The following is a 25420-nucleotide window of genomic DNA, read 5'->3' as shown; positions in this document are numbered from 1 at the left end:
CCTCGGCCGGGATCTGCTCACCCGCGGACGCCAACGCCTCGGCCATCCGGGCCACCGCCCGCTCCCGGACACCCGTCAGATACCCCTCGGTGAGCGCGGTACCCGGCAGACCGACCGCGGACAGGAAAGCCAGAACAGCGGGATCACCCTGCCGGGCGTCGACCCACCCGGCGAAAACCCGCTCGACGGGCACGGCAAGCCCGGCCATGCTCTTGCCCGCCCGAGCCACCCCGGCCAGCAGCCCACCGTAGCGGTCCACCAGATCCTGCTGGAACCGATACCACTGCTCGACCACCGGCGCACCAGCTGCCGCGACCCACTGCGGCGCCGGCGCACCCGGCATCGACATCGACGGCACCGACCACGACGGCACCGACGGGTCCAGGTTCGGCGTGCGCAGGTTCACTGCCGGCAGCGGCGGCGGCGTGGGCGGCGGCGTGGGCGGCGCGGCCTGCGTGCCGGCACCCACAGCCTTCGGATCGTCGACCCCGCTCTGGTAGCCCGTGGACGTGTCCCCACCAACCGGTGTCGACGCCACCGGCAGGACCGGCCTTCCGTCCGGCGTGAAATCGGTGCGAGGCACCTGCACCCGGGGCTGCATCACGGCGCGACTCAACACGAACCCGAGCGCGCTCGCGGCCGACCCCCCCGCCCCCGACAGCGCCCCGGAAACAAGATCCGCACCGACATTATCGAGGGTGACGTCCCCCAGCACCATCCCCTCGGAGCCGATACCGAAGATCACCTCCCCGCCGGTCTCCAGCACGGGCCGCGTCAGCAGATCGGTCAACAGAATCTTGGTGGCATCCGACACGCCCAGCTTGCTGACAGCGCCGGCGACAGCGCCAGCGACCTTGCCCAACGCCGGCCCCGCCACCGTGCTGAGGAACGCCACCGCCCCCGCGAACGCCGCCTGCTTACCGACCGCCGCCCAGTTCACCCCGGACTGCAGACCATCGGTCATCATCGACACCTCGGCCAGCAACGCAGAACCCGGCATGAACAACATCTGCACAGCCGTGCCGCTCGCCGCCGACCGGACCAACGCCGAACGCAGAACCGCCTGGATGATCGACCGTGTCTGGGCGACGTGTGCCGCCGCCCCCACCGGATTCCAGAACCACATCGCGGCCGCGACGGCAAACTCGGCCTGCATGAAGCTGAACATGGCCACCGCCGTACGCTTGCCGGTCTCCGTCTCGAGGAAGAACTTCTTCTCCGCCTCGATCACGGCGAGCAGCAGGTCGGCCGTCTCGGCCATCTTCCTCACGAACGGAACGGTCTGGGCCACGAACCGGTCGAAGACCTCGCCCTCACCCGCCTCACCGACCGCCTTGATCGTCTGCTCCAGCAACGGACCAAGCACCGTACGCACCCGATGCTCCAGCACTTCGGCCGTGCCGATGTCCTGCCACAACAACGGCAGCTTCGTCCGGGACAACTTGAACCCGGTGAACCCTTCCAAAACCCGCATCGCGCTCTCGTCGAGCTCAACGGTCGGAACGGCGGCAGCCAACGCGCAACGCTCCCTTCCCCGCCCCGAATCAGGGCACCCAGCGCGGATCAGTCAACCGCGCTGACCGCCACCCCAGCCCCCGACCACCTCGTCGGCGATGACCTCGGCACTGCCCCCACCCGGCGGCCGAGGCCCCAACTTCCCGCCCCGCAACCCGACCGACGCCTCCACCGCCACCCAAGATGTTGATCACCGAGAGCCACTAACCCCTCACCGTAAAGCGACGGTAGTCGACATCGGCGACACGAGCCATCCCCACCCACACGTGAACCACCACACATCCAGGCCAGCCGGCCGCCTGACCGCCCACCACACCACTCACACCGGCTCACGGCGCAGGTCACGGCCGGTTCTGTCAGCACACCCGCCGCCGGGACAGCCCCGGCCGGCCCGGCGGCGACCATCTGACCGCGAGCCGCCCTCCGCCCCTTCCGTCAGGGCTTCACCACGCCTTCACCACCGCGCACACCCGATCTCAGTGCGACAACAAAACTCCCATCTACGGTGACTCGTCATCACGAACCGGATGTTTGACCACCTGGGGAGCTATCCGCGGCATAGTGCCCGCAGTGCCGTCTTCCGAGATGGCGGGCCGCGGGTCGCTGTCTGCTCACCGAGCGGCGGCAACGTGAGTCGATCCTGATGGCGTACGTGGGTGGTGAGAATCGCCGACGTATGTCATGATGGCTGCTCCGTGTCCGCTCGGACGTCGGCGAACTGACGCGGACGTACGGGCACAAGCCCGGATATAGGACCTCCTTCGGAGGGCTCTTGGGTATCCACCAAGAGCAATATGGTGCCTGGACCTGCTAGGACTTGGCAGGTTGCGGCTGGACCCCGTCGGACGGGGCCGGACGCGTGAAGACCTTCGTAGCTAAGCGGATAGAGCATCTGGTACGGATCAGAAGGTTAGGGTTCGAGTCCCTTCGGGCGCACAAGATCATAAGAGCCTGACCTGCGGAAACGTAGGTCAGGCTCTTTGCTTGTTCGTCGCTTGTGGACGTGTGGCTGCTCGGTGGCTGCTCGTCCGACGAGCATCTCCTGTGTCGCGCCCGGTCCGGCGGGTTCCGGAAGGGGTCGGCCTGGTCCGGCAGGTGGCCGGACTGATGATCACTAAATCAATCGACAAACGTCAACGGCGTTGGGTGACGGAATCTACATGCCCGGGCGACGCGCCAGCAGCGCGCTCCGCGTGTCCCGAGTTGATCATTCCTCCACGCTCGAGGAATCCACGCAAGCAACGACACGTTACGCTGCTCCATCAGAGCATGATCGAAAGTCCCCGAGCTACCGGGGGAACCTCACTAACAAGGCACTACTAGGAACGGGCGCGAGACGACAACTTCGCCGGCCAAGCAGACTACAGGACAAGCCGGAGTCGCTCATGCTTTCGCCCAACGCAACAGACCCCGGCCATCTAACCGCAACCAAAATAGCGATCAGCGTCAATTGTTGATCGACGGTGCGAGCATGCGCCACGTAGACTGAGATTCAGGCCTTTCCCTGTCATCGGAGGGCGTTGTGAGCCTCACGTACTACCTTTACCTGTCGCAACTCAAGATCGGGCTCCTCGCGGCACAGGTCGTCTCCTCCGCACAGCACGAGACCGAGTTCGCCGTGGATCTGAAGGTCGTCCGCTACAGCCGCAAGGCGGTCCTGCCCGAGCGCCACGACCTCGACAAGCTGGAGAAGGTGATCCGGCACCTGCAGGACGCCGACCAGATCGGTACCGCCGCCGAGCCAGGCCCCTACTTTCAGGCATGCCTGGAGATGCGCTGGAAGGTCTTCCCGACCGCCGGGATCGTGGTCTTCGCGGGGACGCTCGACGACCAGGTCATCGTCCTGGGCGGGTCGGCGTCGCACGTGGTCGGCGGCGGCGATGCCGAACCGCTCGGATCGGTCCCGCCGTACCTGTTCCGCAAGCTTCAGGAACTGCAACCGGATCCGGGTGAATTCGACGACGAGCGCTTCCACGAATCGCTGTCGCAGATCGGGGCCGCGCTGCCGGGCCCGACGCAACGAGTCGAGTTCATCGCCAAGCGGCTGGCCGAGAAGTCCGGGCCGAACGGCACTCTGCTGGGCAGCCCGATCTACGTGGCGCTCGTCGACTAGGGCCTCGGTGTGAACGCGGAGCAGGTGATCCAGTGGCAACCGGGGGAGACCGTCCTCAACACATTCCGCATCGAGGAGGTCGTCGCGACGGGCGGCATGGGATTCGTGTACCGGGCCCATCACCTCGCCTGGGGCGTCGACCTCGCCGTGAAGACGCCCCGCCCCGACCTGGCCGTGGCACCCGGGATTCTCGACCTGCTCGCGCAGGAGGCGCAGGCCTGGACCGATCTCGACCCCCATCCCAACGTGGTCGGCTGCAACTACGTGCAGCGCGTCGGCGCGTACCCGGTGATCTTCGCAGAATGGGTCACGGGCGGCGACCTGACCGCGGCGGTGCGGGAGGGTCGGTGCCGCGACGTGCCGCGGGCCCTCGACGTGGCGATCCAGATGCTGCGTGGCATCGGGCACGCCCACGCGGCGGGTCTGGTGCACCAGGACATCAAGCCCTCCAACATCATGTACGACGGCGAGACGGCGAGGGTGACCGACTTCGGAACGGCCAAGGCGAAGGCGTCCGTCGTCCAACCCCCGCAGGGCGGTGCCGAGACCGCGTACGCGACGCTCGGCGGGTTCACGCCGCAGTACTGCTCGCCTGAACAGGTCGATCCGGACAGCAGGATCGGCCGGGCCAGCGACATGTGGTCCTGGGCGCTGACGGTGATTGAGTTGCTGCACGGGCGTCGGCTCTGGGAGTGGGGCCACGACGGTGCGGACGCGCTGGCGGCGCTGCGCGACGATCTCCCGTCGGCGCTGCGCGACCTCCTGACGGGCTGCCTCGCGCGCGATCCCCGGTCCCGGATCAGCGACACCGGTGAAGCGGAGGCGGTCCTCCTGGACGTGTACGCGGACCGTGCCGGGAGCCACTACCCGCATCCCAACCGGGTCTCGCCGTCCCTCAGGGCGGACGGTTTGTCCAACAAGGCGCTGTCGCTGTGGGACCTCGGCGAGCAGAGCCGGGCGATCGAGCTGTTCGAGCGGGCGAAGGCGATCGACCCGCACAACGTCCGCGCGGTCTACAACCACGGGATCATCAGGTGGGCCGACGGGCTCGTCACCGACGAGACGCTGTTGTCGGAACTGCACGCCACCGGCGACTCCTGGGAAGCGGACTACCTGGCCGCGATGGTGCACATGGAACGCGGCGACGGTGTCCTCGCGGCGCAACACCTGGCCGAGGCGAACCGGAAGCATCCGGGCTCGCCCGAGATCGCGGCCGCGAGCGAACGCTGCGCCCAGTTGGAGCCGAGGGGCACGCTCGAGGTGTTCGGGCAGGTGTCCGGCAAGGTCGTGGCGATGGCCTGCGACCACGACGCGACACACGTGGTGGTGGCCGAAAAGTCGGGCCGGGTGCGGATTTGGAACGCGTTCGAGGGCCGGGTTGTCGGTGAACTCGCCGATTCCGGTCGGACTCCCGTCGACGTCGCCATCGACCACGCCGGCGCCCGGGTCCTCGTCTGCTACCAGGATTCGCTGGTCGAGCGGTGGCGTCTCGCCGACGGGACCGCCGATCTCGAAGGCCGGCTGGAAGGAGGAACGGCCGTGGCGCTCAGCCCCGAGGGCGGCTTCGCGGCTGTGGGAACGGCCGACGGCCGCGTCCTCGTCTTCCGCACCGGCGGATGGGAGTCGGTCGTCGACATCCAGCCCCATGAGGGCAGGGTCACCCGGGTGATCCTCGGCCAGGACGCCGAGGTGTGCGTCTCCGCCTCGCTGGGGCTTCACAACTCCGACGTCGATCACCGGGTGGAGCAGTGGTGGCCCCTGCGTCGCACCAGGATGCGGGGCCTGTTCATACCTCCCGACAAGATGGATCTTGACGACCGGAAGGTCGCCCTGGCCGCGGACGGCTCAGTCGTCCTGAGGCTCGGTTTCCGCTCCATGATGATGGTGGACATGAGGGTCTGGGCCGAGCCACGACGGTGGGAGGTTCCCTGGCTCATGGGATGCCGCATGCTCGGCGTCTCGGGCCGTGCGGGTTGGGCCCTGCTCGACCCCGGGACCGGAGACCTCCAGGTCCTCGAGCTCGCCATCCGCCGGTGCGTCCGCACCTTCCCCAAGGACTGGGAGCGGGGTTCGCATCGCGACGCCACGGCGTTCAGCGGCGACTGCGGGTACGCCGTCATCGCCGAATCGGACGGCTACCACCGCGGCCAGACGTCGCTGTCCCGCCTCCCCATGCCGCTCAGCGGACATCTCGCCCCCTGGTCGTATGCGCCGCCCCGCCCGGTCGGTGCCCTCGCGCACGAGGAACGAGCCTTCGAGCAGGTCATGGAACGCATCGAAGGGATGATCGTGGCCGGGGAGGGTCGGCGTGCGGCCGACGCGATCCGCGAGGCGAGGGCCATTCCCGGCTATGACCGCCATCCTCGCCTGCGTCGGGCGTCACGGGCCGCAGGCCGGAACCTGCGGCGGACCGGATTGACCGGCATCTGGGTGGAGCAGGAGTTGTCCAATCTGATGCTCACCCGTGGAACCTTCGACGTCAGCGACTCCGGGCGACTGTTCGCCTTTCCCGCCAACGTCGACGAGGTCGAGATCTTCGACCTGGAGACGCTTGAGAAGGCGGGTTCGGTGATCCAGCAACGGAACCCCGCCACCACGCTGCACTTCGCCAGAGCCGGATGTGACCTGGTCATCGGCTACTCGGACGGGTCGGTCGCCTGCCACGACACCGTGACGTTCCGGCCGCGGTTCAGGGTCGCCGGCGCCCTGCCCCGCGACGAGGGGAACACGACGCTCGACCTCTCGGGCGACCTGCTGACGGTCGGATTCGGGCACGGGCTGGCGACGCTGTGGTCACTGGAGGCGGCGGCCTGCGTCGCGGCGATCCGCACCGGGCGCGGAACGATCGTCGGCGTCACGACCGACGAGAAGTCCCGCTTGATCGCCGTGCAACTGCGAACCGGCAATACGACCACCGTGGAAGTCCGGTCGATGGACACGGGAAAGTCCGTGAAGACCTTCACGCACGTCGACCCGCATACGGAGATCCGCTTCGCCTCCGGCGTGCTGTTGATGGCCGAGATGACCCGCCTCACCGCGTGGCGCCCGGGCGGCAGGCGCCCGCTGTACCACCTCGAGTGGGTCAAGCACAGCTCCTCGGCAAATCTGGCCTTCACCGACGCCCGTCGCCTTGCCGCCATCGCCGGTCTGAAGGGCTTCGTCGTCTGGAACGTCGCGAACGGAGATCTGGTGTTCGACGGGAGAATTCTCGATGATCCCGCCCATCCCACCTACGGGATCGAGGAGGTGGCGGTGTCTCCGGACGGAGGATTCGCCCTTGCCGGGGACCCGGGAGACCAGACCGTCGATGTCTGGAATCTGCGAACAGGACGCCGGATCCGGACGCTGCACGGCCATCCCGCCCGGGTGAACGCGGTACGCGCCGATGCCTCCTTCAGCACCGTCGTCACCGGCGACCACCAGGGCAATGTCCGTATCTGGGGCCTCGACTGGGATTACGGGGAGTGATCGACCGTGCTTAGACGCCGCCGTCAGCACGACGAACTGCGAGCGAAGTTCGTGGCCAACCGGGAACGCGTCAGATCCTGGCTGGAAACCTGGGAAATCCCCGAGGTCGTGTGGACCGACGAGTTCAACGAGATCCCCTCGCCCTGGGTTGTGCTGGAGCGGGACAGGGAGAGCTGGCTCAAGCGCCACGCGCCCTTCATGGATGCGTACGACTGGATGTTCTTCGGCCGGCCGCTGACCCCGGGCGTCCGTGAGGTGCGGGTACGGTGGCAGTTCGGGGCGGCGCACCGGTTCGAGGAGCTCGATCTGACGATCGTCAGCGTCTGCGACCCCGCATACCTGGCCGAGAAGCTGACCCTGGCGGTTCACCGCGCCCGGTTGAAAGGCTGGCGGGACGAGGACGCGCAACCGCTCCACCAGTGGCTCGTCGAGGGCGTGCGCACGACACCCCTCAACAACGCCGTGCGGGGCAGCAAGCGATCGGGATTCGTCCTGCTGAACTTCACCCGCTTCCCGACCTCCGACGGCGACGTGAGCGTGCAACTGACCGCCGTCGAGACCGACCGCGCACTGGACGGCTCGCCCCTCGACGGCGACGGCATCTCCATCCCTGACCAGTAGGCCAGCCGCGATCTACGGATCAGAAAGTTAGGGGTTCGAGTCCCTTCGGGCGCACAAGATCAAAATAGCCGAAAACGCGGGTCAGGCTCTTTGCTTTATCCGTCCGTTGACGGCGACGCGCCGATACCCCGCCGGACCGGGGGTCCACGACATCGGCTCCCGATGATTGATTCGGTGATCATTCAGCCCAGCGACCGCTGGACCGGACCGGAACCCCCCGGAATCCCCGGACAGGCCGGGACGTAGGGGACGCTCGTCGGATGAGCAGCCACCGAGCAGCCACACGTCCACAAGCCCGCCGGTAGACCAGAACCTGTGCATGATGCTGCCTCGACGGGTCACGCGGGCAGCCGCTCCACAAGAAGTGGAGCGGCCTCTTTCATTGGCCACGGACAGCTGACGGGGTCCTGTCGGAGGCAGGCAATCCCGCGCTGCGGAACGGCGAGGTCGCTGCAGCGGCCACGGGTGGATGATCCGGCCTGCCCTCTGCTGGGGTTTACAGCAACCCGTTTTGTCGAGTTCGCCCCACCCTGGCGTAGTACGGGCAAAATAGCCAATGGGAGACACGGGCGCGACTCGCGGAGGTCAACCACCGGTACCAGTCGGGTACTCGGGGCGTCTGCCTGGCCGCGAGCGGTGTGCCGGTCGTCGATGTCACAGCAGTGGAGGGAGGTGTGATCAATGTCGGAGCATGAGCCGCTGACTGCCGAGGACCTCCTAGAACTGGGATACGGCGACGACGAGTTCCTGCTGGAGGACCCGTCACTCTGCACGCTGTGCACGTGGACGATGCAGAGTGAGAAGGAATGAGTAGGGCGATGCGGTGGGGGGCTGCGGAGGCCGTCGTGCCAGATCCGCAGCCCGCCACCGTCCCCATCCGATCCGCCCCCGGTCTGGCCTGATCCTGCCCGAGACCTCACGGAGCCACCATGTCCATCGACGCCGGGCACCTCGTTGGCGACTCCGGCCACCTCGTCGACCCCGTGACCGACACCGCGCACCGCCTCGCTGTGGCGTGGGCCGACACCTACCAACTGCACGCAGACGCCGGCTGGTGGCACTTCGACGCCGTCACCGACCGGCGTCTGGCGCAGCAGGGCTGGAAGCTGCACGTCAGCGCGGTGCCGGTGCACGCCGCAGCCACCCTCCGTGCTGTCGCCGCGGCCGTGATGCCGGTACGGCTACGTTTCAAGGCCGCCCACTCCCTGTCGCAACTGGTGCGGCTGTGCACCCCACCGACGCCGCTGACGCAGGTTGGCAAGTTCATCACCGTCTACCTCGACACCGATGAGCTGCTGGCCACGCTCGCGCAGCAGCTGCACGAGGCGACCTGCCACTTCGACGCCCCCGTCGTGCCTGGTGACCGGCGCTACCAGCGCGGCAGCAACGTGTACCTGCGCTACGGGGCGTTCACCTCGAAGGTCGGGTTCACCGGGGCGCAGCAGCGGCGCAGTGGGTTCATCGTCGATCCGCAGGGTCGGCGGGTGCCCGACGAACGCGCCCCTGGGCGACACCGGCCCGCGTGGGTGGTGCCGCCAGCCGGCCTGGCCGACCCCGGGCCGTCCCACCGGCCCCGCGGCGCTCGCGGCGGCGGGCTGTTCGGTCGTGGCATCGCGATACACCAGGTGCTGCGCCAGTCGGCCAAGGGTGGCGTCTATCGGGGGGTGTGGCGCGGCCGGAAGGTGGTGGTCAAGGAAGGCCGCGCCGGCACCTGCCCCGACGTGCTGGGCCGCGACACCACCGCACGGCTGCGCAACGAATGGGTGATCCTGTGCCGTCTCGCCGGCACCGGCCTGGCACCGCAGCCGCTCAACCTGTTCGTCGAAGAGGGCAACGTCTACCTGGTGGAGGAGTTCCTGCCAGGCGTGACGCTGCGGCGCCGCATCGAGGACATCAACTACCGGCAGCCCGTGAGCGCGGCCGTGCTGCACCACATGTGTCGCCGGGTCGCCGAGTTGGCGCAAGGGCTGCGCGCCCACGGGGTCCACCCGCGTGACTTCACCCCGAACAACATCCTCGTCGACGGTGACCACTACCGTGCGATCGACGTGGAGCTGTTCGAGCTGACGGGCTCACCCGAGCCCCCCTTCGGGGGTTGGACACCGGGCTACGCCCGGCCACGCGGGCCCGGGCGTGACCCCGACAGCGGTGACCACGAGTACGCCTTGGCCGCAGTCACCCACTTCATCCTCACCGGCATCGACCCCTACCTGAGCCCGTCCGCCGGAATCGGCGGGCACGTCGACGCGATCCTCGACGCGTTCGGCCCCGACGACACGGGCTCCGTGGCTGCGGACCTGCAGTACGTCCGCGCCCACCTCGCCGGCCACGTGGCCCCCACGCGGCCGGTGCCAGAAACGTCACCGGAGCAGATCCTCACCGAGGCCGTCGAGGCCGGTGAGGAGCTCGTCGGCCGAGTGGAATGGGACAACAGGACCTGGCCATGGCCGCGGCCCTGGGCGTCGCGGGTGTTCCACCCCGCCTGCCTGCACTCCGGCACCGCCGGCATCGCCCGGTTCTACCTCGACCTGTGGGCGGCCACCGGGCAGCAGCGATGGCTCGGTCACACCGCCGAGTTGCTGGAATGGACCTACACCACCCACCCCTACCTGCCCGGGCAGACGCCAGCCGGCCTGCACTTCGGCCTCGGTGCGCTGCCGTGGCTGATGGATGAACTCGCCGTCGCCGATCCGCACCGGCGCGCCACCTGGCGGCGCCGCGCCGACGCACTGGCCGATGCGCTCGCCGCGCACGACCACGACGGCTTCGACATAACCCACGGCTGGGCCGGGATCGGCCTGACCCAGCTGGCGCTGCTCAGTCGGTGCGGGGAGCAACACCGCCGACGTGTCGTCGCCAGCATCGCAGGGCGGCTGCTCGACCGGGCCGAGGACCACGACGGTCTGCTGCTGTGGCCGAGGGACTCCGCCCTCAGCTACGGCTTCGCCCACGGCAGCGCCGGCATCGGTTATTTCCTGCTGCACGCGGGTGCCGCCACCGACGACACCGCCGCCGTGGACACCGCGTACCGTCTGGCCCACCACCTGCTGAAGCGGGCCGAACCCGTCGCCGGCGGGCGGGGCCTGTCCTGGCGACACGGCCCGCACACGGCCACTGCCTGGACCCACTGGTGCAACGGGGCGGCCGGCGTGGGTATCTTCCTGCTCGCCGCCGCCACCGCCACCGGCGACCCGCTGCTGCGCGACGCGGCAGCGCGTGCCGGACACGCCATCGCCGCCGGGCGTGCCTTCGGCAGCTGCTGCCGCTGCCACGGCCTGGCTGGCGACGGGGACTACCTGCTCGACCTCGCCGATGGCACCCGCGACGAGCAGTTCCACGCCGGTGCCCGCCGTATCGGCCACAAGCTCGACGCCCTCAAGATACGCAGCGGTTTCGCGTGGAAATGGCCGCAGGAAGGCGGCGGGCAGGCCCGACCCAGCTACATGCGCGGCTACCTGGGCGTGCACTCCTTCCGGCTGCGCCTGGCCGGCCTGCTGCCTCGAGCTCCGCTCAGTATCGCCACCACGCAGAGGAGCAAATTTTGACGGCCAGGACCGACACCCGGTCTGCAGGCCGGGCCGCGACGCGCCTGTCGGACGAGGTGAGCTTCGATCTCACCCCCTGCTGGTCGGGGAACACCTGGCAGCTGCGCGCCACCCGCGCCGCCGTCACCGTGTTCAGTGCCGTCGCCGTTCGTTCGTCACCCGAGCAGTGGATCCTCGAGGAGTGCCTGCCGCAACGTCGCGACGCCGCCGTGGCGGGGCTGCTCTGCCAGGCCGCGCGCTGGCTGGCCACCCACAACGGCGTCGGCGGGGTCGTGGCCATCCACCCCGCGTACTGGGACGCCGAACTCGCCGCCCGAGGCGTCCGCCCGCTGCACCGCATCAACGCCCTGGCGACCGTGCTCGACGCCGACCACCTGCGCCTGCATACCCGTACGCTGCCCGAAGGCCACCACACCACCACCCTGCGTGCCGCCCCTGACGAGGTCGACCGCCTGGTGCAGCTGAGCCCGGCGGGCGATCGCGACGGCGACCGGGCGGTGTGGCGCGACGTGCTCGGCGGCTGCTACGGCCCACTCATCTCCGACGCCAGTGCCACGATCAGCACCCAGGACGGTCCCTGCGCCGCCATCGCGGTCACGCAGTACCGGGGCCGGCCGCTTATCGGGCATCTCGTCACAGCCGCGTCGGTGCGCGGACAGGGACTGGGGCGGGCGTTGCTGGTACACAGCATGCAACAGCTGCACCGCGCCGGCTGGAGCGACTGTCGCCTGCAGGTTGTGGAGGACAACTGGATCGCCCACCGGCTCTACCGCTCGATCGGATTCAGCCGCTGTCAGCCGACGCTACGGGCCAGCTACCTCACTCGGGAGGCGCACATCGATGTCCACTGACCTGCGGCCCCTGCCCCGGCCCGTTACCAGTGCTACCGGAGCCGGGCAGCCGGACAGGCCGACGCTGCGCGTCATCGAGGCACCGTCGCCGCGCATCCACGCCATCACCGTCGAGGCGATGGCCGACATCCGCTGCGGCGCGGTGCGCCTGCACCTGTGGACCGGCGCTGACGGCATCGACCAACCTCTGTGGGTGGGCCCCGATGTGCGCCACGGTCACGCCTCGGGCGAAGACCCCGACGCCCGGCTGCTGTCCGCCGTGGAGTCGGTCCTGCACAGCCGCGAGCGACGCGAGGCCGCCGTCAACGACCACCTGGCCGCGATCGACACGTGGCTGGCCGGCACAGAGCCCTCTGCCGACGCCACCTTGATGGCCGAGGTGTTCGGTCCACTCACCCGTGACCAGATCGGCTTCCTGCGCGCCTGCGTGCAGCGGCTGCGCGGGCCCGGGGCCAACCGGCTGCGGCTGGTCCTGTTGCGCCACGCCACCCGCAGTGAACCCCCCGCTGGCGACTGCACCGGCGGGCATCGGCACACCGACGAGGTCCTCTACGCCCTGCACCTGGCCGGCGGCCACGTACCCGCCGCCGCGTTGCAGTCGTGTGCGGCTCAGCGGGGCTGGGACCACGACCACGTCGCCGCCCTCACCGCCCCCCGCACCCTGCACACCACGCAGGTGGTCACCTACGCCGGCATCCAGCAGTGGCGCCGAGCGCGCAGCGCACACACCAGGCTCACCGCGGCGCGCCGCGGTGAGCTGGCCGCCATGGTCACCGCCGCGCAGCCGAGCCCACCGCTACCCGCCGTCGCCGCCAGCGGAGACGCGGTGACGATGCTGGCCGCCCTCAACCGCGACACCTGTGCCACCGCCCGCACCCCCGATGTCCTCCTGGCGTACTGCCGCGCCCTGCTGGCCGCCGCCGCACGGCACGGCTGGCGGACTGTCGCCAAGAGCAGCGCCTACAGCCTCTTCCTGGCCGCGTTCATCGCCGCGCGTCCGCGCCTGTCGGCGCCGGCCGCCGCCAGGGTGCTGCGCATCGCCGAGCGCGCCGGTGTCAGCTCCGAGGCGCTGTCCCTGTTCGCCTACCACCTCGGACAGACCCTGGCCAGAGCCGCCCAGGCCGAGGCCCGTCAGGCCAGCCTGGGCCTCTTCTCCCTGTCCCGCGACTACGTGCGCGACCCCGCCTGGCGGCAACGCAGCGCCAGCCGCATTGCCGCCACCTTCAACGGCGAGGCCCTCGTCCGCTACCGGGACGGGGACCACCAGGCGGCCGTACACGCCGAACTGGCCGGCCTGGACGCCCTCACCGCCCCCAACGTGCCCGCCACCACCGCATTGACCGAGCAGCGTGTCCTGCTGCTGACCAACCTCGCCGCGGTTCACGCCCGTCAACCCGCCACCCGCACCGAGGCTCTGCACTGCTACCGGCAGGCGCTGCACCTCGCCACCGAAACCGACTCGCTACCCAGTCTGGTCTACGTCGTGCCGCCCATGGTTCGGGCGTTGCTGGCCGCCGGGAAGCTCACAGAGGCCGAACGGGTCGCCGAACGGCTGCTGCGCCGCTACGAAACCGACCCCGCGCCACGCCAACGTTTCGAACGCGCCGTGGTGGGGGTGTGCTGCCGGCTGGCCGCAGCCAGGCTGACGGCGGATGACACCCGCGCCGCCGCCGACTGGTACCTCGACGCGGCTCAGCGCATGCGCCAGAGCGCCCCCCAGGCGCTCCAGGCCATGATCGACACCCTACGGGTCCAGCCCGGCGAGCCCGTTGCGGCAGCCCTCACCCGTATGCAGGCGACCCTGGCCGCCCAGCGCGCGGTCCAGGCCGACCTTGCTCCGCTCGCCGCCCTGCCAGTGCGGCGGTGAGCAGGAATGCCCAGCGTCACCACCGGCGCGCCATGGGGTACGCCACCGCGCCACCTGTCCCTCGCCCCCGATCGCAGTCGCGCGGTGACCGTCCACCCCACGCGCGCCGCCACCACGACCGGCGGTCAGGCGCCACCAGGGGACACCTTGTATGTCCTCGCCTGCTGGGCGCTCAACCCAGACGGCACACCATGCCACTCCGTGCCGATCTGGACGGACGCTGACGCCCAGCCCGGATGGCGGATGCTGGGCTGGGCCGATCGCCACCACCTCGCGCGCTGGCGACGCGCCCACCGCAGCCTCGTCGAACTCGTCGACGCGCACACCGGCGCGGTTTCCGGCGCGAGCGTCGAGGTGCTCGGCCGTCCTGTGAGCTGTCGCACCAGCCACCGCGGACATCTCGAGGTCCTGGTGGCGTTGAACCGACCGCAGGGGGCCGCCCTCTACCTGTACCGCAGCGACACCGACTCCTACCTGCCGGTGCCCGACATCTCCCAGGTACGCGGTATCGACGCCTGGGACCCGGCCGCCGCGCTGTTCGCCGTCGGCCTGCTCGACGGCGACCCCACCGTACCCGCTGGCGTGCATCTCTACCGATACGACCACACCGGCTGCACCCCGGTCCCGCTGCCCACCACCGGCGGGATCCGCCCCGTCGCGGCCGCAGGGCAGCGCCACGGACTGCTCGCCCTTACCGGCCTCGACCCGGCCGACCAGCTGGTACCCGGGGTCTACGACACCATCAGCGGCGCCATGCGCTGGTTCGGCGAGCACGTCAAGGGCTCCAGCGTAGAGCTGGCACCGTCGGGTGCGGCGCTGCTCACCACCGCCTGGACCGACCAGCGTCACACCTATACGATTCTCGACCTCACCGGCCGCGCCACCGCCGCCCTGTACCCCGAGCCAGGCCTGGCCACCGACGTGCGCCTGTGCGCCGACGAGCGGCACCTGCTCGGCTGGTACCAGTCCCCGGCCGCAGCGCCGGCCTTCACCCGCTGGGCCCTGCCCACCGGCGAGGCCCGCCCCTGGCGGCCCGCCGCCCGCGCCCGGCGCGCCCCGGCCCTGCGCTGGCAGCACCGCACCATCCAGGACGGCGCCGTAGGCGAGCTGCCCGAATGGGTGTTCCAACCCACCGTCGACAGCCACGGCGGCATCGTGCTGTTCCTGCACGGCGGCCCACGCGGGCTGCTCAAGCAGGAGTACGACCCGGTCATCGCAGCCCTGACCCAGGCTGGCTGGACCGTCATCGGCCTGAACTATCCCGGCAGCTCCGGATACGGCCCTCACTTTCGCGAACGGAGTCGCGGCGACTGGGGCGGCGTCGACGCCGCAGCCGTGACACAGCGCCTGCACACCCTGCATCGGGAGGTTGCCGGACAACCGGTGTGTGTCTACGGGCAGAGCTACGGCGCGTACCTCGCGCTGCTGCTGGCCAGTGAGCAGCCGCACCTGCTGGCCGCTGCGGCGGTCTGGGCGCCGGTGACGGATCTGCCCGCACTCTGCGGCGCCGCACGCGGCGTACGTCAGCGCTGGCTCGCGGCCGAACTCGGCGAGCTACGCCTGGACCCGCAGCGTCTGTGGCAGCGCAGCCCGATCAGCCGCGCACAGGCCCTCGCCCGAACCCGCCTGCTCGTCGGGCACGGACGCCACGACGACCGTTGCCCCGTCGAGCAGTCGCACCGCCTCGTCGAACGCATCAGGGCGCTGCCGCACGCCGAGGGGTACCTCCGATACCTGGAGGACACCGGCGGGCACACGCCGGTGGACTGGCCAGGTTGGTGCGAGGCGGTGCTCACCCACTTCGCGCGCGCCCACATCCCCCGACCCGTCCTGGCCGAATCGGCCGCGCGCCCAGGACCCACCATGTCCCCTCCCGATCCTGCCGGTCAGCCCTGGCGTGGCGCGCCGCCCGCCGCTGGGCGCTGCTGACCCTGCGGTGGCGCGTCGCCGGCCGGCGGCGGCATGGCCGGCTGTGGTGGTTCCGTCCGTATGCGACCCCGGGCGGCTCCGTCATGCCGGGGCATGCGGGTTCGAGCATTGCCGGACGAGCCAGGAGGTCCACTGTTAGCCTCAGAACAGGCAAAGCTACCATTGGACATCTCACGGGCAAATAGCCCAAATGCCATTCGTAAACGTGAAGGAGGCGGAACATGAACACCGGCATGCCTGTGGGGCCATCAAGCGCCCGCGCTCTCGCCACCGCTCTCGCCGATGCTGTTGTGCGTCATCTGGACTCTGCGGCGTTGGCAAGCGCCGTGACTCGCCGGCTGGACCCTTCGGTGATGGCAGGTGTCGTGGCTCGTCGGATGGGGTCACCGGGTGTGATGCAGACGCCCGCTGGCGTCGGCGGACTGGACCCTTCGGCGCTGGCGAGTGCGGTGGCCCGTCGGTTGGCGACACCCGGTGGGCGGCAGGCGTTCGTCTCTCCTGGCGGGAGGGACCCTTCGGCGTTGGCAAGTGCCGTCGCTCGTCGGCTGGACCCTTCGTCGCTGGCACGTGTCGTGGCTCGTCGAATGGCGTCACGCGGAGAGGGTTAGTAGTGCTTTGTTAGGTTTGGACGAGTTGGCGGCAGAGGGAGCAGAACCCGAGCCAGGTCGCGAGTAGGTACTGCAGTTGCCGGAGGGCGGCTGGGCCTGACCCGTCTGCGGCTACCTGGTGCCGTCGCCGACCGACCGCACGCTGGAGTTCTTCGACGCCGCCGGCACCGCGTACGGGCGGCTGCGCCCCGACCAGGAGCGGGTGACCGCGTGGGAGGAGGACCCGGGACGGTCGGCCACGCTGGGTGCCGCGCCGAGGCGGTTCCTGCCGAACCCCGACCTGGGCCGTTTCGCCGACGGACTGCTGGCGGCCGACAACGCGCTCGCCGCCGCCGGACGCGACGTGCGCGCCGCAGGCGTCGGGCAGAGCGCCTTGGAGGCGCTGCTGCGGGCGTTGGACACGACCCGGTGGACGGTGGACCTGACCGGCCGCTCCGGTGACGAGCACCTCGCGCTGCTGCTGGGCCGCCCGGTCGCGGTCGTGCGCGCGTACGTGCCGTTCCCCTCGTAGCGTGGAGGCCAGAGCTTGAGGGATAGAGGTTCATGGCTGAGACGCGACGGCAGTTCGATCCGGAGTTCCGGGCCGGTGCGGTGCGCATCGTGCGTGAGACGGGTAAGTCGATCGCTCAGGTCGCCCGTGACCTGGGGATCAACAGCGGGACCCTGGCCAACTGGGTGAAGTACAACAATACGGCAGTCAAGGCCTGACCACGGCGAGGATGTGGAGCGGCCCGGACCATCCGCAACAAGGCCCGGGCCGCCAGTTCAGGGCGGCTCAGTCCGTGCCGGTGATCGGCCGCCGCGCCCACCACAGGTGCTTGCACCGACAGGTGCCCGTGCAGCCTTCCGAGCACGGCCAGCTGGTCTGTTGCTTCCGGCCCTCAGTGTCAGTGATATCTCGGTGTCTACGTCCGGGCTCGGCGCGGTGGCCGCCCCTGGGCCAGGCCCGCACCGAGAGCATCAGCCGCCTGCACACCCCTGCTGGAACTCGTGTCAGGCGGGGCGAAGGAATGTCTGTCCGCCCCGCAGGCCCGCTCCCTGCTGAACACGGTCCGCCCGCGCGACATCGTCGGCCGTACCGGACGGCAGTTGGCCTCCGAGTTGATCACCGAACTCGCGGTCTTCGACAAGAAGAAGGTGCCAAGGAAGGTGGTCAGCTGCTCAGCGGTCCACACGGCCACGGCGGGCCGCTCGCCATCCTGTTTCCATTGTTCGACGCGGGCGTCGATCCACACCTTGGCGTGAGGCTGCTGGTAGTGCCCGACGGGAACGGCCAGTGCTCCGACCGCCTGCCCGTCGGTGAGTGACCTCGACCGGTTGTCGGCGCGCGCCCCGGAGTGCCCAGTGTCGTGCCGCCGAGTCCTGGCCATCTTGCCAGCTCGATCGGTCAGGACTCGCGACGACAGCGTGCCGCTGCAGGAACGACGCGCGCAACGGCGGCTGCGGCTGAGACTCGTGTCCGCTGGCTGGCCTGTAGGGTGCCCAAAACTCGGTTCCAGTTGCTGACCTGCGAATTCAAAGATCCGGTTAAGCGGCCCGGTGGTACTCGTTGATGACCCCGCCCAGTCGTCGTCGGCGTCGGACAACGCCGTCGATCGGCATCACGATGCCCGGCTCACGGTTGGGTGGTACCTGCCCGCGCCCCTGGTGCGGCCGATGGTGATTGAAGTGTCGGACGTACTCGGTCAGTACCACCCTGACATGCCGCTGGCCGTAGATCAGGACGTGGTCGGTGCACTCCTCGCGCATGCTGCGGCCCCATCGTTCGACGAAACAGTTCGCCTTCGGTGTGCGCGGCGGTGTCTTCACCACCTGTACGCCCTCATCGGCGAGTGCGGCGTCGAACGATGCGGCGTATTTGGTGTCGCGGTCGCGGATCATGAACCGGAAGTCGCTGGTGCGTTCTCCGAGGTCCATGAGCAGGTTGCGGGCCTGCTGGGTCACCCACGCCTGGGTCGGGTGCTCGGTCACGCCGAGCAGGTGGACCCGGCGGGTGGCGATCTCCATGACGACCAGCACGTACAGGCGGCGCAGCCATACGGTATCGACGTGGAAGAAGTCGGCGGCCAGCAGGCCGGTGGCCTGGGTACGCAGGAATGTCCGCCAGGTGGTGTCGGTGTCGCGAGGTGCGGGGCCGAGGCGGCCACGGGCCAGGACTCGGCGGATGGTGCCGAGACCGACGCGGTGGCCAGTCCGAGCAGTTCGCCCTGGATTCTCTTGTGGCCGCGGGGGTTGTCCCGGGCCATTCGGCGGATGAGCTGGCGGGTCTCGTCGCTGACGGGCGGTCGGCCGCCGCGGTGGGGGTAGGTCCAGCGACGTTGGACCAGCCGGCGGTGCCAGGCCAGCAGGGTCGCCGGGGCCACGATCCGGTGGGCGCGGACCGCACGGGGCAGCCGCCGGGCCAGCGCGGACAGGATCGCCCGGTCTGGCCAGGACAGGCGTGGTCGGCCGTGGACCTGGCGGCGCAGCACCGCGACCTCATGGCGAAGGGCCAGCAGTTCCGCGAGCACGACGTTGTCACTTCGGGCCGCGCGCAGCAGGGCGTCGAGCACGCGGATCGTGACCAGATAGATCAATCGAAACACCATGGTCACGAAGGTGCCCCGAACTCACGAAGCCCTAGCTCACACCAGGTGCGACAGGTATTGGCACCGTACAGGTTCGAGTCCCTTCGGGCGCACAAGATCGTAAGGGCCTGACCTGCGGAAACGCGGGTCAGGCTCTTTGCTTGTCCGTCCCTTGTGGACGTGTGGCTGCTCGGTGGCTGCTCGTCCGACGAACATGCCAGGCGTCCTGCCCGGTCCCGTGAGTCCCTGGGTGTCCGATCCGGTCCAGTGGGCGCAGAGGCTAACGACCATCGACTCAATTGATGATTGTAGATGATAGGTGTGGGTGTGTGGACGCTGACCTCTGGGATGGAGGTCGCCTCGGCGCGCCTGATCCTGAACCCGCAGGCCAATCTCGCCGTAGTCCTGGCGGCGTCCCGGCAGACGTTGCAGGGTCGCTTCTCCATTGGGCATGCCAATCTGTAGGCCGAACCCGCCGGCGCTGACGGCGTCTGCGACGGCGCACAGTGGTGACCCGGCCGGGAACCATCTGCCGCCCGCCAACGATTACCTGACGAGTCGTTGCCCTTCCGGGAGTTGTTCGTGAACCGCCCATACTGTTTGTCCATTGCTGCCCGAGTGGCGGCCGGGTGTTGCCTCGCCCTTGCCATCCTCGTGGTTCCGGCTGCGCCGGTGTGGGCGCACAACGCCCTGCGGGAATCCACGCCCGCGCAGGGGGGCCGGTTGGCGTCCGCGCCCGAGCGGGTGGAGTTGGTCTTCGCCGAACGGCTTGATGCCACCTTCACCACGGTCGCGGTGACCGCCGAAGGCGGCGCCCCGGTGACCGCCGGGAAGCCGACAGTGACCGGCGTCAGGGCCACCCAGCCCCTGGCCGGCGGGCTGGCGGCAGGGACGTACACGGTGGCGTACCGGGTGGTGTCCGTCGACGGGCACCCGGTGCAGGGCTCCTACGACTTCACGGTCACCGCCGCGCCTACCGGCACGGCGTCCTCGTCCCCGTCGTCCGCGCCGACCGGCGACGCTCCGTCGGCTGCGGCGGCGCCCTCCCTGGCCGCTGCCGACGGCCGGGGCGGAGGAGTGAGCCTCGCTGTGGTCGGGGCGCTGGTGGCTGCGGTACTGGCGGGCGGGGTCCTGGTGTTGCGGCGGGTGCGGGCGGGCCGGCGATGAACGTGGGTGCGATCCTGCGGAGGCCGGTGCTGGTGCCGGGCGCCGCCGTGCTGGTCGCCGCGGGTGTCGGCGCCGCATCGCTGTGGTGGGGCGGCGCTGCGGTGTCGAAAACGCAGCCTGGGTTGCCCGACCCGGGGCCGGCCACGGCGTGGCTGCTGCCCACCGCCAGGTTGGGCGTGCAGGTCGGCGCGGTCACCACGGTCGGGCTGCTGCTGGCGGTGGTACTGCTGTCGCCTCGCGACGACGGCGGCAGGTTGTCCCCGGTGGGCTACCGGCGGTTGCGCGCCGCAGCGGCCAGCGCCGGGCTGTGGGCGCTGGCTGCGGCAGTGGTGGTCTGCTACACCCTGGTCGATCTGTTCGGTCTGCCCGCCTCGCAGGTGCTGTCGGTCCGGGCGGTGCTGAACTTCGCGTTCACCATCCCGCTCGGGCAGGCCCTGGCGCTCAGCGGCGCCCTCGCGTCGGTGGCGTCGGTGGTCGCGGCGAGGAGCCTGCGCCCCGGCGGCGCCGCGGTGGCGTTGGTGCTTGCCCTCGCCGCGGTGGTGCCGCCGGTGTTCACCGGGCACGCCGCCGCGGCCAGCAACCACCAACTGGCGGTGTCCGGGCTGTTGCTGCACGTTCTGCCGGTCACCGTGTGGGCTGGTGGGCTGCTCGCTTTGGCCGTCACCGCTCGCGGCAGCACCGCCGATCTGGCCGTGGCGGTGCGTCGCTTCTCACCCCTCGCCCTGGCCAGTCTCGTCTGCGTCTCTGCGTCCGGGGTGTTGTCGGCCGCCGTCCGGCTGAACGGTCCCGCTGACCTGCTGAGCACCCGCTATGGGCAACTGCTGCTGGTCAAGGCCGCCGCCCTCGCCGCGATCGCCGTGACCGGGCTGGCGCACCGCCGCGGGGCGATTCCCGCCCTGGCAGCCGGGCGGCGGATGCCGTTCCTGCGGGTCGCGGTCGTGGAGACGCTGCTGTTCGCCGCAGCCGTCGGCGCCGCCGTGGCACTGTCGCGCACGCCCGCCCCCCTCGGCGACGGCGAGGAGAACCCGCGACGGCCCTGCTCGGATTCCCGATGCCACCACCGTTGAACATCGGCACACTGGCCACCGCGTGGCTGCCGGAGCCACTGATCATCGCCGCAGTCCTGGCCGCCGCCGGCCTGTACGTGGCCGGGGTGTGGCGGCTGCGCCGCCGCGGCGACACCTGGCCGCTCGCGCGCACAGCACTGTGGCTGGCCGGCTGTGCGGTGATCGTCGTGGCGACCTCCAGCGGTCTGGCCCGCTACGGTCCGGTGCTGTTCTCGGTTCACATGGTCCAGCACCTGCTGCTGATGATGGTCGCGCCGATCCTGCTCGTGCTCGCCGGACCGGTCACCCTCGCCCTGCGCGCCCTGTCCCCGTCGACGGACCCGCGCTGGCCAGGCCCCCGCGAGTGGCTGCAGGCCGCCCTGCACTCCCCGGTCTCCCGCACGATGACCCACCCGGTCGTGGCGCTGACCCTCTACGTCGCCAGCCTGTACGTGCTGTACTTCACCGGCCTGTACGAACTGGCGGTCCGCTCGCACGCCGCGCACCTGGCCATGGTCACGCACTTCCTCGGCGTCGGCTACCTGTTCTTCTGGGTGGTCATCGGCACCGACCCCGCCCCTCGGCGCGTCCCGCACCCGCTGAAGCTGGTCTTGGTGCTCATCAGCATGGTGTTGCACGCGTTCCTCGGCGTCGCGCTGATGCAGTCCACCGCCCTGGTCGCCGGGGACTGGTGGATCGCCCTGGCTCGCCCCTGGGGACCCACTCCCCTGGAAGACCAGCGCGTCGTGGGCGGCGTCGCCTGGTCCTTCGGTGAGCTGCCCACCGTCCTTGTGCTGGGCGCGCTGATGCGCCAGTGGATCCAGGTCGACCAGCGGGAAGCACGCCGCCGCGACCGGGCGGCCGACCGCGCCGAAGCCGAAGGACGCGAGGACGCCGAACTTGCCGCGTACAACCGAATGCTGGCCGCCCTGGCCGAACGCGACCGCCAGCATCAGGGGTGAGGACCCGGCTCGGCGCTGGTTCGCTACGCGGTCCAAGGCCCCTATAGCCCCGAGGGCGGGCGTTGTGGTGTCCCAGCCCAAGCCCGCCCGCCCCCGGTGCTCCTTGTACTCCAAGGAGCGTCACCAAGTGTCTCCCATCTGGCACCCGATCGTCACCATCGTCGGCGGTCCCCTTGACGGGTCTCGCCCCTTGTCGATGGTTCTGGCCAACCTGGTCCCGGACCTATTCCCTCCTAGTCATCACAATCCCTTCGGCGTGGCGTCACTACGCCGGGCCGTCTGCTCGCTGTGGTCCTTCGGCCGCGCACTCGTTCCCGAGCTGGACGCAGGTGGCCGGGCCAAGGTCGTTTGGGTGGTCCGGGCGGGCTGGTGGCTGGCCCTGACCCACCTCGCCGTTGGCGTCGCGCTGCCTCACCACATCGGGATTCCGTTCGCCGTCGCCGATTTCACGCTCGTCGCCGCTGGCTTCTAGGCCGCGTTTCAGAAGCGGGGTGGCCGCTCGTTGATCGCTGCGCCTGCACGGCTGCGTCAGCCTCTACTGGCTGACCAGATGGAAGTCCGGACATTCCGATTGAACGGACATGGACGTCACGCTCGCCGAGACTGTCCGTACCGCGAGTCAACAGCGCAGGTAGGTGAGGTCTTGGCGAACGTCGTATCGATTGTGTTGCTGGCGTTCCTGGCTGCGGCATATCGACGAGGTGTGAACGAGCTGTGGCGCCGGCGGGGTGTCGGCGCGTTCGTGCCGGCTTGGCGCATGCTCGCCTTCACCATCGGCATTGTGTCGCTTATTGCGGTCCAGCTTCCTGCCGTGGAAGGGTTGGCACAAGGCTCGTTGACCGGTCACATGGCTCAGCACATGATTCTGCTGCTGCTCGCCGGTCCGCTGCTGGCGGCGGGTGCCGCCGGACTGCCGCTGGCCTTGTCGGTGCCGGTCTCACTGCGTCGCAGGTTAGCCGGTGCGCGGGCGAGGCCGGTGGCACGATGGCTACGCCGTCCGGTGATCCTCGCCGTTGTGGCGGCCGCCGCACATGCCGCCGTGGTGTGGGCCTGGCACCTGCCCTCCCTGTACATGCTCGCGCTCACCAATTCAAGCGCCCATGTCGCCGAGCATGCCAGCTTCGTCGCGGCGGCCTGGCTGCTGTGGTCGCTCGTGCTGGGCCGCGCACCGCACCGGCTTGCCGGCCCCGTCGCCTTCCTGCTGCTGTTCGCCACGATGATGCCGGCGTCCGCACTCGCCGCTGTGTTCACCTTCGCGCCGACCACCATCTACCCCGTCGAAGTGGTGGCGGCACAAGGCGGGGATCCGCTGATCGACCAGCAACTCGCTGGCCTGGTGATGTGGGTCCCGATGGACGTGGCGGTCCTGACCGTCGGAACGGCCGTGCTCCTGCGGTGGCTGCGCCAGCTCGAGCGGACGATGCCCTCAGGACAGAACCTGGTGCCGCAGGGTGGACCAGCGCAGACAGGCCCGTGAGAAGTGCGTCGCGCTCGGTGCGGGCTGCTCGTCGTTGTCCTCGCCGGCGGCCCGTTGCTCGCCTGTCGTCTCCTGTGCGTTGGGGTGGCGTCGGCGCTCGGTGACCTGAGCCTCGTCGTCGCCCACGAAATCGCCGCTGACGCCGAACACCAGCTCACCCACGCCGTGCCGCGACTCACCACCGTCACCGTGCACGCCGATCCGGACAGCCATCCCGGGGTCCATCACCACGCCGATCTGTCCCACCAACGCCGCAACCTGCCGCCGACGAGCTGAACGGCGGGGATCGCCATCGAGGTGACTAGCCTTCCCTGAGCACGTACGACGGGAAGGCGGTCGAGGAATGGGCGCAGCCCACGAGCATGGGGATACACGACCGGCGTCCCGGCGGGTACGCCGAATCGTCGCGGCGGTGATTGCCCCGATGTTGGTGGCGACCGTGGTCGCCCTGGTGGCATTGTGGCCGCGCGAAGCCACCCCGACCGACCCGTCCGGCGCGAACGACCGCAGGCTCGGTACCGTCACCGCCCTTCAGGTGCGCGAGTGCGCACCGGACGAGGTCGTAGAGGCCCCGTCCGGCCTGACGGTGAGCCGCTGCGGAACCGTGACCGTCCGCATCACCGAAGGCCCCGAGGCTGGCCGTACCGTGCAGACCTCGGTGCCCGACGGGCCCGGCGCCCCGCGCGTGGACGTCGGCGACGACGTGGTGGTGCTGGTGCTGACCGATCCGGCCGATCCGTCCAGCCAGCAGTACACGATCAGCGACCACCAACGAGGCGTCCCGTTGGCCTGGCTCACGGTGCTGGTCGCCGTCGCGGTGATCGGCTTCGGCCGGCTGCGCGGCGCCGCCGCCCTCGCCGGGCTGGCGGTGACCTTCGCCGTGGTGCTGCTGTTCGTCCTGCCCGCCATCCTCGCCGGCCAGCCGCCCCTGCTGGTGGCGGTGGTCGGCTCCGCCACGATCATGTTCGTGGTGCTGTACCTGACCCACGGAGTGTCGGTGCGTACCTCCGTGGCGGTGCTGGGCACCCTGGCCAGCCTGGTTCTGACCGGGGTGATGGCGATGCTCGCGATGGACCTCACCCACATGACCGGGTACGGCAGCGAGGACGCCAGCACCCTGGGCATCTTCTATCAGAACGTCGACCTGCACGGCTTGTTGCTGGCTGGCATCATCATCGGCTCCCTCGGTGTGCTCGATGACATCACCGTCACCCAGGCGGAGACCGTGGCGGCACTTGCGGCGGCCAACCCCGCCATGTCCCGGATACGGCTCTACCGCGCGGCCACGAGGGTCGGCCGAGCACACATCGCCTCGGTGGTCAACACCATCGTCCTGGCGTACGCGGGAGCCTCGCTGCCCGTCCTGGTCCTGATCCTCGGCAGCGGCCGGGGGATCGCGGATACGCTCAACAGCGAGTTCATCGCCCAGGAGATCGTCCGGTCCCTGGTCGGCACCCTCGGCCTGGTCGCCGCGGTGCCGCTGACCACCGCCCTGGCCGCTCTCGTCACGGCCAACCCCGGTCCGAAGCCGCTGGCCGCCCCGCCACGGGAGACGCCGCCACGCCCCCGCCCCGCGGAGCCGGACCAGCCCGCCGCCGGCGTCGATCGCGCGCGACTGGCCAACCCCTGGGACGAGCCCGAACAACGCGAGACCGCTTGGCAATGAACGTTGGCGGGTCGACGA

Annotated in this window: 18 protein-coding genes and 3 pseudogenes; 17 read left to right on the top strand and 4 right to left on the bottom strand. The window is 70.1% G+C overall.

Annotation, left to right across the window (positions count from 1 at the left end; all coding sequences use genetic code 11):
- Positions 1-1474, bottom strand: a pseudogene (locus tag ABGB16_RS22250) (hypothetical protein); the annotation flags it as partial.
- 1563 nt (positions 1475-3037) lie between these two features.
- Between ABGB16_RS22250 and ABGB16_RS22245 the strand changes: the two are divergent.
- The 10 genes from ABGB16_RS22245 to ABGB16_RS22200 all read left to right on the top strand — a co-directional run bounded on the left by ABGB16_RS22245 (position 3038) and on the right by ABGB16_RS22200 (position 17225).
- Entirely contained in the window at positions 3038-3628 is a 591-nt protein-coding gene (locus tag ABGB16_RS22245; RefSeq protein ID WP_347670027.1) for an SAVMC3_10250 family protein, read from the top strand.
- A gap of 9 nt (positions 3629-3637) precedes the next feature.
- Positions 3638-7096 carry a protein kinase gene (locus tag ABGB16_RS22240; RefSeq protein WP_347670026.1) on the top strand — a complete coding sequence of 1153 codons (3459 nt, stop codon included), beginning with the start codon at positions 3638-3640 and terminating at the stop codon, positions 7094-7096.
- Between the two features lie 6 nt (positions 7097-7102).
- The gene (locus ABGB16_RS22235; protein WP_347670025.1) at positions 7103-7717 is read left to right on the top strand and encodes a hypothetical protein; all 615 of its coding nucleotides are present in this window, start codon (positions 7103-7105) and stop codon (positions 7715-7717) included.
- Positions 7718-8398: 681 nt separating this feature from the next.
- Entirely contained in the window at positions 8399-8527 is a 129-nt protein-coding gene (locus ABGB16_RS22230) for a hypothetical protein (protein ID WP_347670024.1), read from the top strand.
- Positions 8528-8646: 119 nt separating this feature from the next.
- The gene (locus ABGB16_RS22225; RefSeq protein WP_347670023.1) at positions 8647-11262 is read left to right on the top strand and encodes a lanthionine synthetase LanC family protein; all 2616 of its coding nucleotides are present in this window, start codon (positions 8647-8649) and stop codon (positions 11260-11262) included.
- Complete coding sequence (locus tag ABGB16_RS22220; protein ID WP_347670022.1) at positions 11259-12113, top strand: GNAT family N-acetyltransferase; 855 nt, start codon at positions 11259-11261, stop codon at positions 12111-12113. The genes ABGB16_RS22225 and ABGB16_RS22220 overlap by 4 nt, the downstream gene beginning before the upstream one ends.
- Positions 12103-13980: a hypothetical protein gene (locus tag ABGB16_RS22215; RefSeq protein WP_347670021.1), complete on the top strand. Its 1878-nt coding sequence runs from the start codon at positions 12103-12105 to the stop codon at positions 13978-13980. Before ABGB16_RS22220 ends, ABGB16_RS22215 begins: the two co-directional genes overlap by 11 nt.
- Before the next feature lie 201 nt (positions 13981-14181).
- The gene (locus ABGB16_RS22210; RefSeq protein ID WP_347670020.1) at positions 14182-15909 is read left to right on the top strand and encodes an alpha/beta fold hydrolase; all 1728 of its coding nucleotides are present in this window, start codon (positions 14182-14184) and stop codon (positions 15907-15909) included.
- A 726-nt stretch (positions 15910-16635) separates the two neighbouring features.
- Positions 16636-17028 carry a hypothetical protein gene (locus tag ABGB16_RS22205; RefSeq protein ID WP_347670019.1) on the top strand — a complete coding sequence of 131 codons (393 nt, stop codon included), beginning with the start codon at positions 16636-16638 and terminating at the stop codon, positions 17026-17028.
- 32 nt (positions 17029-17060) lie between these two features.
- Positions 17061-17225, top strand: coding sequence for a transposase (locus tag ABGB16_RS22200; RefSeq protein ID WP_347670018.1), 165 nt, complete (start codon positions 17061-17063; stop codon positions 17223-17225).
- 197 nt (positions 17226-17422) lie between these two features.
- Here the strand turns inward: ABGB16_RS22200 and ABGB16_RS22195 are convergent, their stop codons facing one another.
- The 3 genes from ABGB16_RS22195 to ABGB16_RS22185 form a co-directional block, all read right to left on the bottom strand.
- Positions 17423-17887 (bottom strand): hypothetical protein, encoded by a 465-nt coding sequence (locus tag ABGB16_RS22195; RefSeq protein WP_347670017.1) that lies wholly within the window; start codon positions 17885-17887, stop codon positions 17423-17425.
- A gap of 157 nt (positions 17888-18044) precedes the next feature.
- Positions 18045-18524, bottom strand: a complete 480-nt coding sequence (locus ABGB16_RS22190) for an integrase core domain-containing protein (protein WP_347670016.1) — start codon at positions 18522-18524, stop codon at positions 18045-18047.
- Entirely contained in the window at positions 18485-19105 is a 621-nt protein-coding gene (locus ABGB16_RS22185) for a hypothetical protein (protein ID WP_347670015.1), read from the bottom strand. Before ABGB16_RS22185 ends, ABGB16_RS22190 begins: the two co-directional genes overlap by 40 nt.
- A 306-nt stretch (positions 19106-19411) precedes the next feature.
- Here ABGB16_RS22185 and ABGB16_RS22180 point away from each other — a divergent pair.
- The 7 genes and pseudogenes from ABGB16_RS22180 to ABGB16_RS22150 form a co-directional block, all read left to right on the top strand.
- Positions 19412-19549, top strand: a pseudogene (locus ABGB16_RS22180) (cation transporter); the annotation flags it as partial.
- Between the two features lie 189 nt (positions 19550-19738).
- Entirely contained in the window at positions 19739-20251 is a 513-nt protein-coding gene (locus tag ABGB16_RS22175) for a copper resistance CopC family protein (RefSeq protein ID WP_347670014.1), read from the top strand.
- Positions 20248-22259: pseudogene (locus tag ABGB16_RS22170) on the top strand (cytochrome c oxidase assembly protein). Before ABGB16_RS22175 ends, ABGB16_RS22170 begins: the two are co-directional and overlap by 4 nt.
- 196 nt (positions 22260-22455) lie before the next feature.
- The gene (locus ABGB16_RS22165; RefSeq protein ID WP_347670028.1) at positions 22456-22731 is read left to right on the top strand and encodes a YccF domain-containing protein; all 276 of its coding nucleotides are present in this window, start codon (positions 22456-22458) and stop codon (positions 22729-22731) included.
- A 171-nt stretch (positions 22732-22902) separates the two neighbouring features.
- Positions 22903-23736 (top strand): cytochrome c oxidase assembly protein, encoded by an 834-nt coding sequence (locus ABGB16_RS22160; RefSeq protein WP_347670013.1) that lies wholly within the window; start codon positions 22903-22905, stop codon positions 23734-23736.
- Between the two features lie 3 nt (positions 23737-23739).
- Positions 23740-24012 carry a cation transporter dimerization domain-containing protein gene (locus ABGB16_RS22155; RefSeq protein WP_347670012.1) on the top strand — a complete coding sequence of 91 codons (273 nt, stop codon included), beginning with the start codon at positions 23740-23742 and terminating at the stop codon, positions 24010-24012.
- A 67-nt stretch (positions 24013-24079) separates the two neighbouring features.
- Positions 24080-25402: a YibE/F family protein gene (locus ABGB16_RS22150; protein WP_347670011.1), complete on the top strand. Its 1323-nt coding sequence runs from the start codon at positions 24080-24082 to the stop codon at positions 25400-25402.
- The last annotated feature ends 18 nt before the right edge of the window (positions 25403-25420 follow it).

Source organism: Micromonospora sp. B11E3, assembly GCF_039871625.1.
Taxonomy (GTDB): Bacteria; Actinomycetota; Actinomycetes; order Mycobacteriales; family Micromonosporaceae; genus Micromonospora.
Note: the sequence above shows the minus strand (reverse complement) of the source record. Positions and strands in the feature narration are given on the sequence as shown.

Bases quoted from the DNA above. Each gene is read 5' to 3' on its own strand.
- ABGB16_RS22225 (WP_347670023.1), top strand. From the start codon at position 8,647: ATGTCCATCGACGCCGGGCACCTCGTTGGCGACTCCGGCCACCTCGTC.
- ABGB16_RS22165 (WP_347670028.1), top strand. From the start codon at position 22,456: ATGGTTCTGGCCAACCTGGTCCCGGACCTATTCCCTCCTAGTCATCAC.
- ABGB16_RS22190 (WP_347670016.1), bottom strand. From the start codon at position 18,524: ATGGAGATCGCCACCCGCCGGGTCCACCTGCTCGGCGTGACCGAGCAC.
- ABGB16_RS22185 (WP_347670015.1), bottom strand. From the start codon at position 19,105: ATGGTGTTTCGATTGATCTATCTGGTCACGATCCGCGTGCTCGACGCC.
- ABGB16_RS22195 (WP_347670017.1), bottom strand. From the start codon at position 17,887: ATGGCCAGGACTCGGCGGCACGACACTGGGCACTCCGGGGCGCGCGCC.
- ABGB16_RS22150 (WP_347670011.1), top strand. From the start codon at position 24,080: ATGGGCGCAGCCCACGAGCATGGGGATACACGACCGGCGTCCCGGCGG.
- ABGB16_RS22215 (WP_347670021.1), top strand. From the start codon at position 12,103: ATGTCCACTGACCTGCGGCCCCTGCCCCGGCCCGTTACCAGTGCTACC.
- ABGB16_RS22230 (WP_347670024.1), top strand. From the start codon at position 8,399: ATGTCGGAGCATGAGCCGCTGACTGCCGAGGACCTCCTAGAACTGGGA.
- ABGB16_RS22200 (WP_347670018.1), top strand. From the start codon at position 17,061: ATGGCTGAGACGCGACGGCAGTTCGATCCGGAGTTCCGGGCCGGTGCG.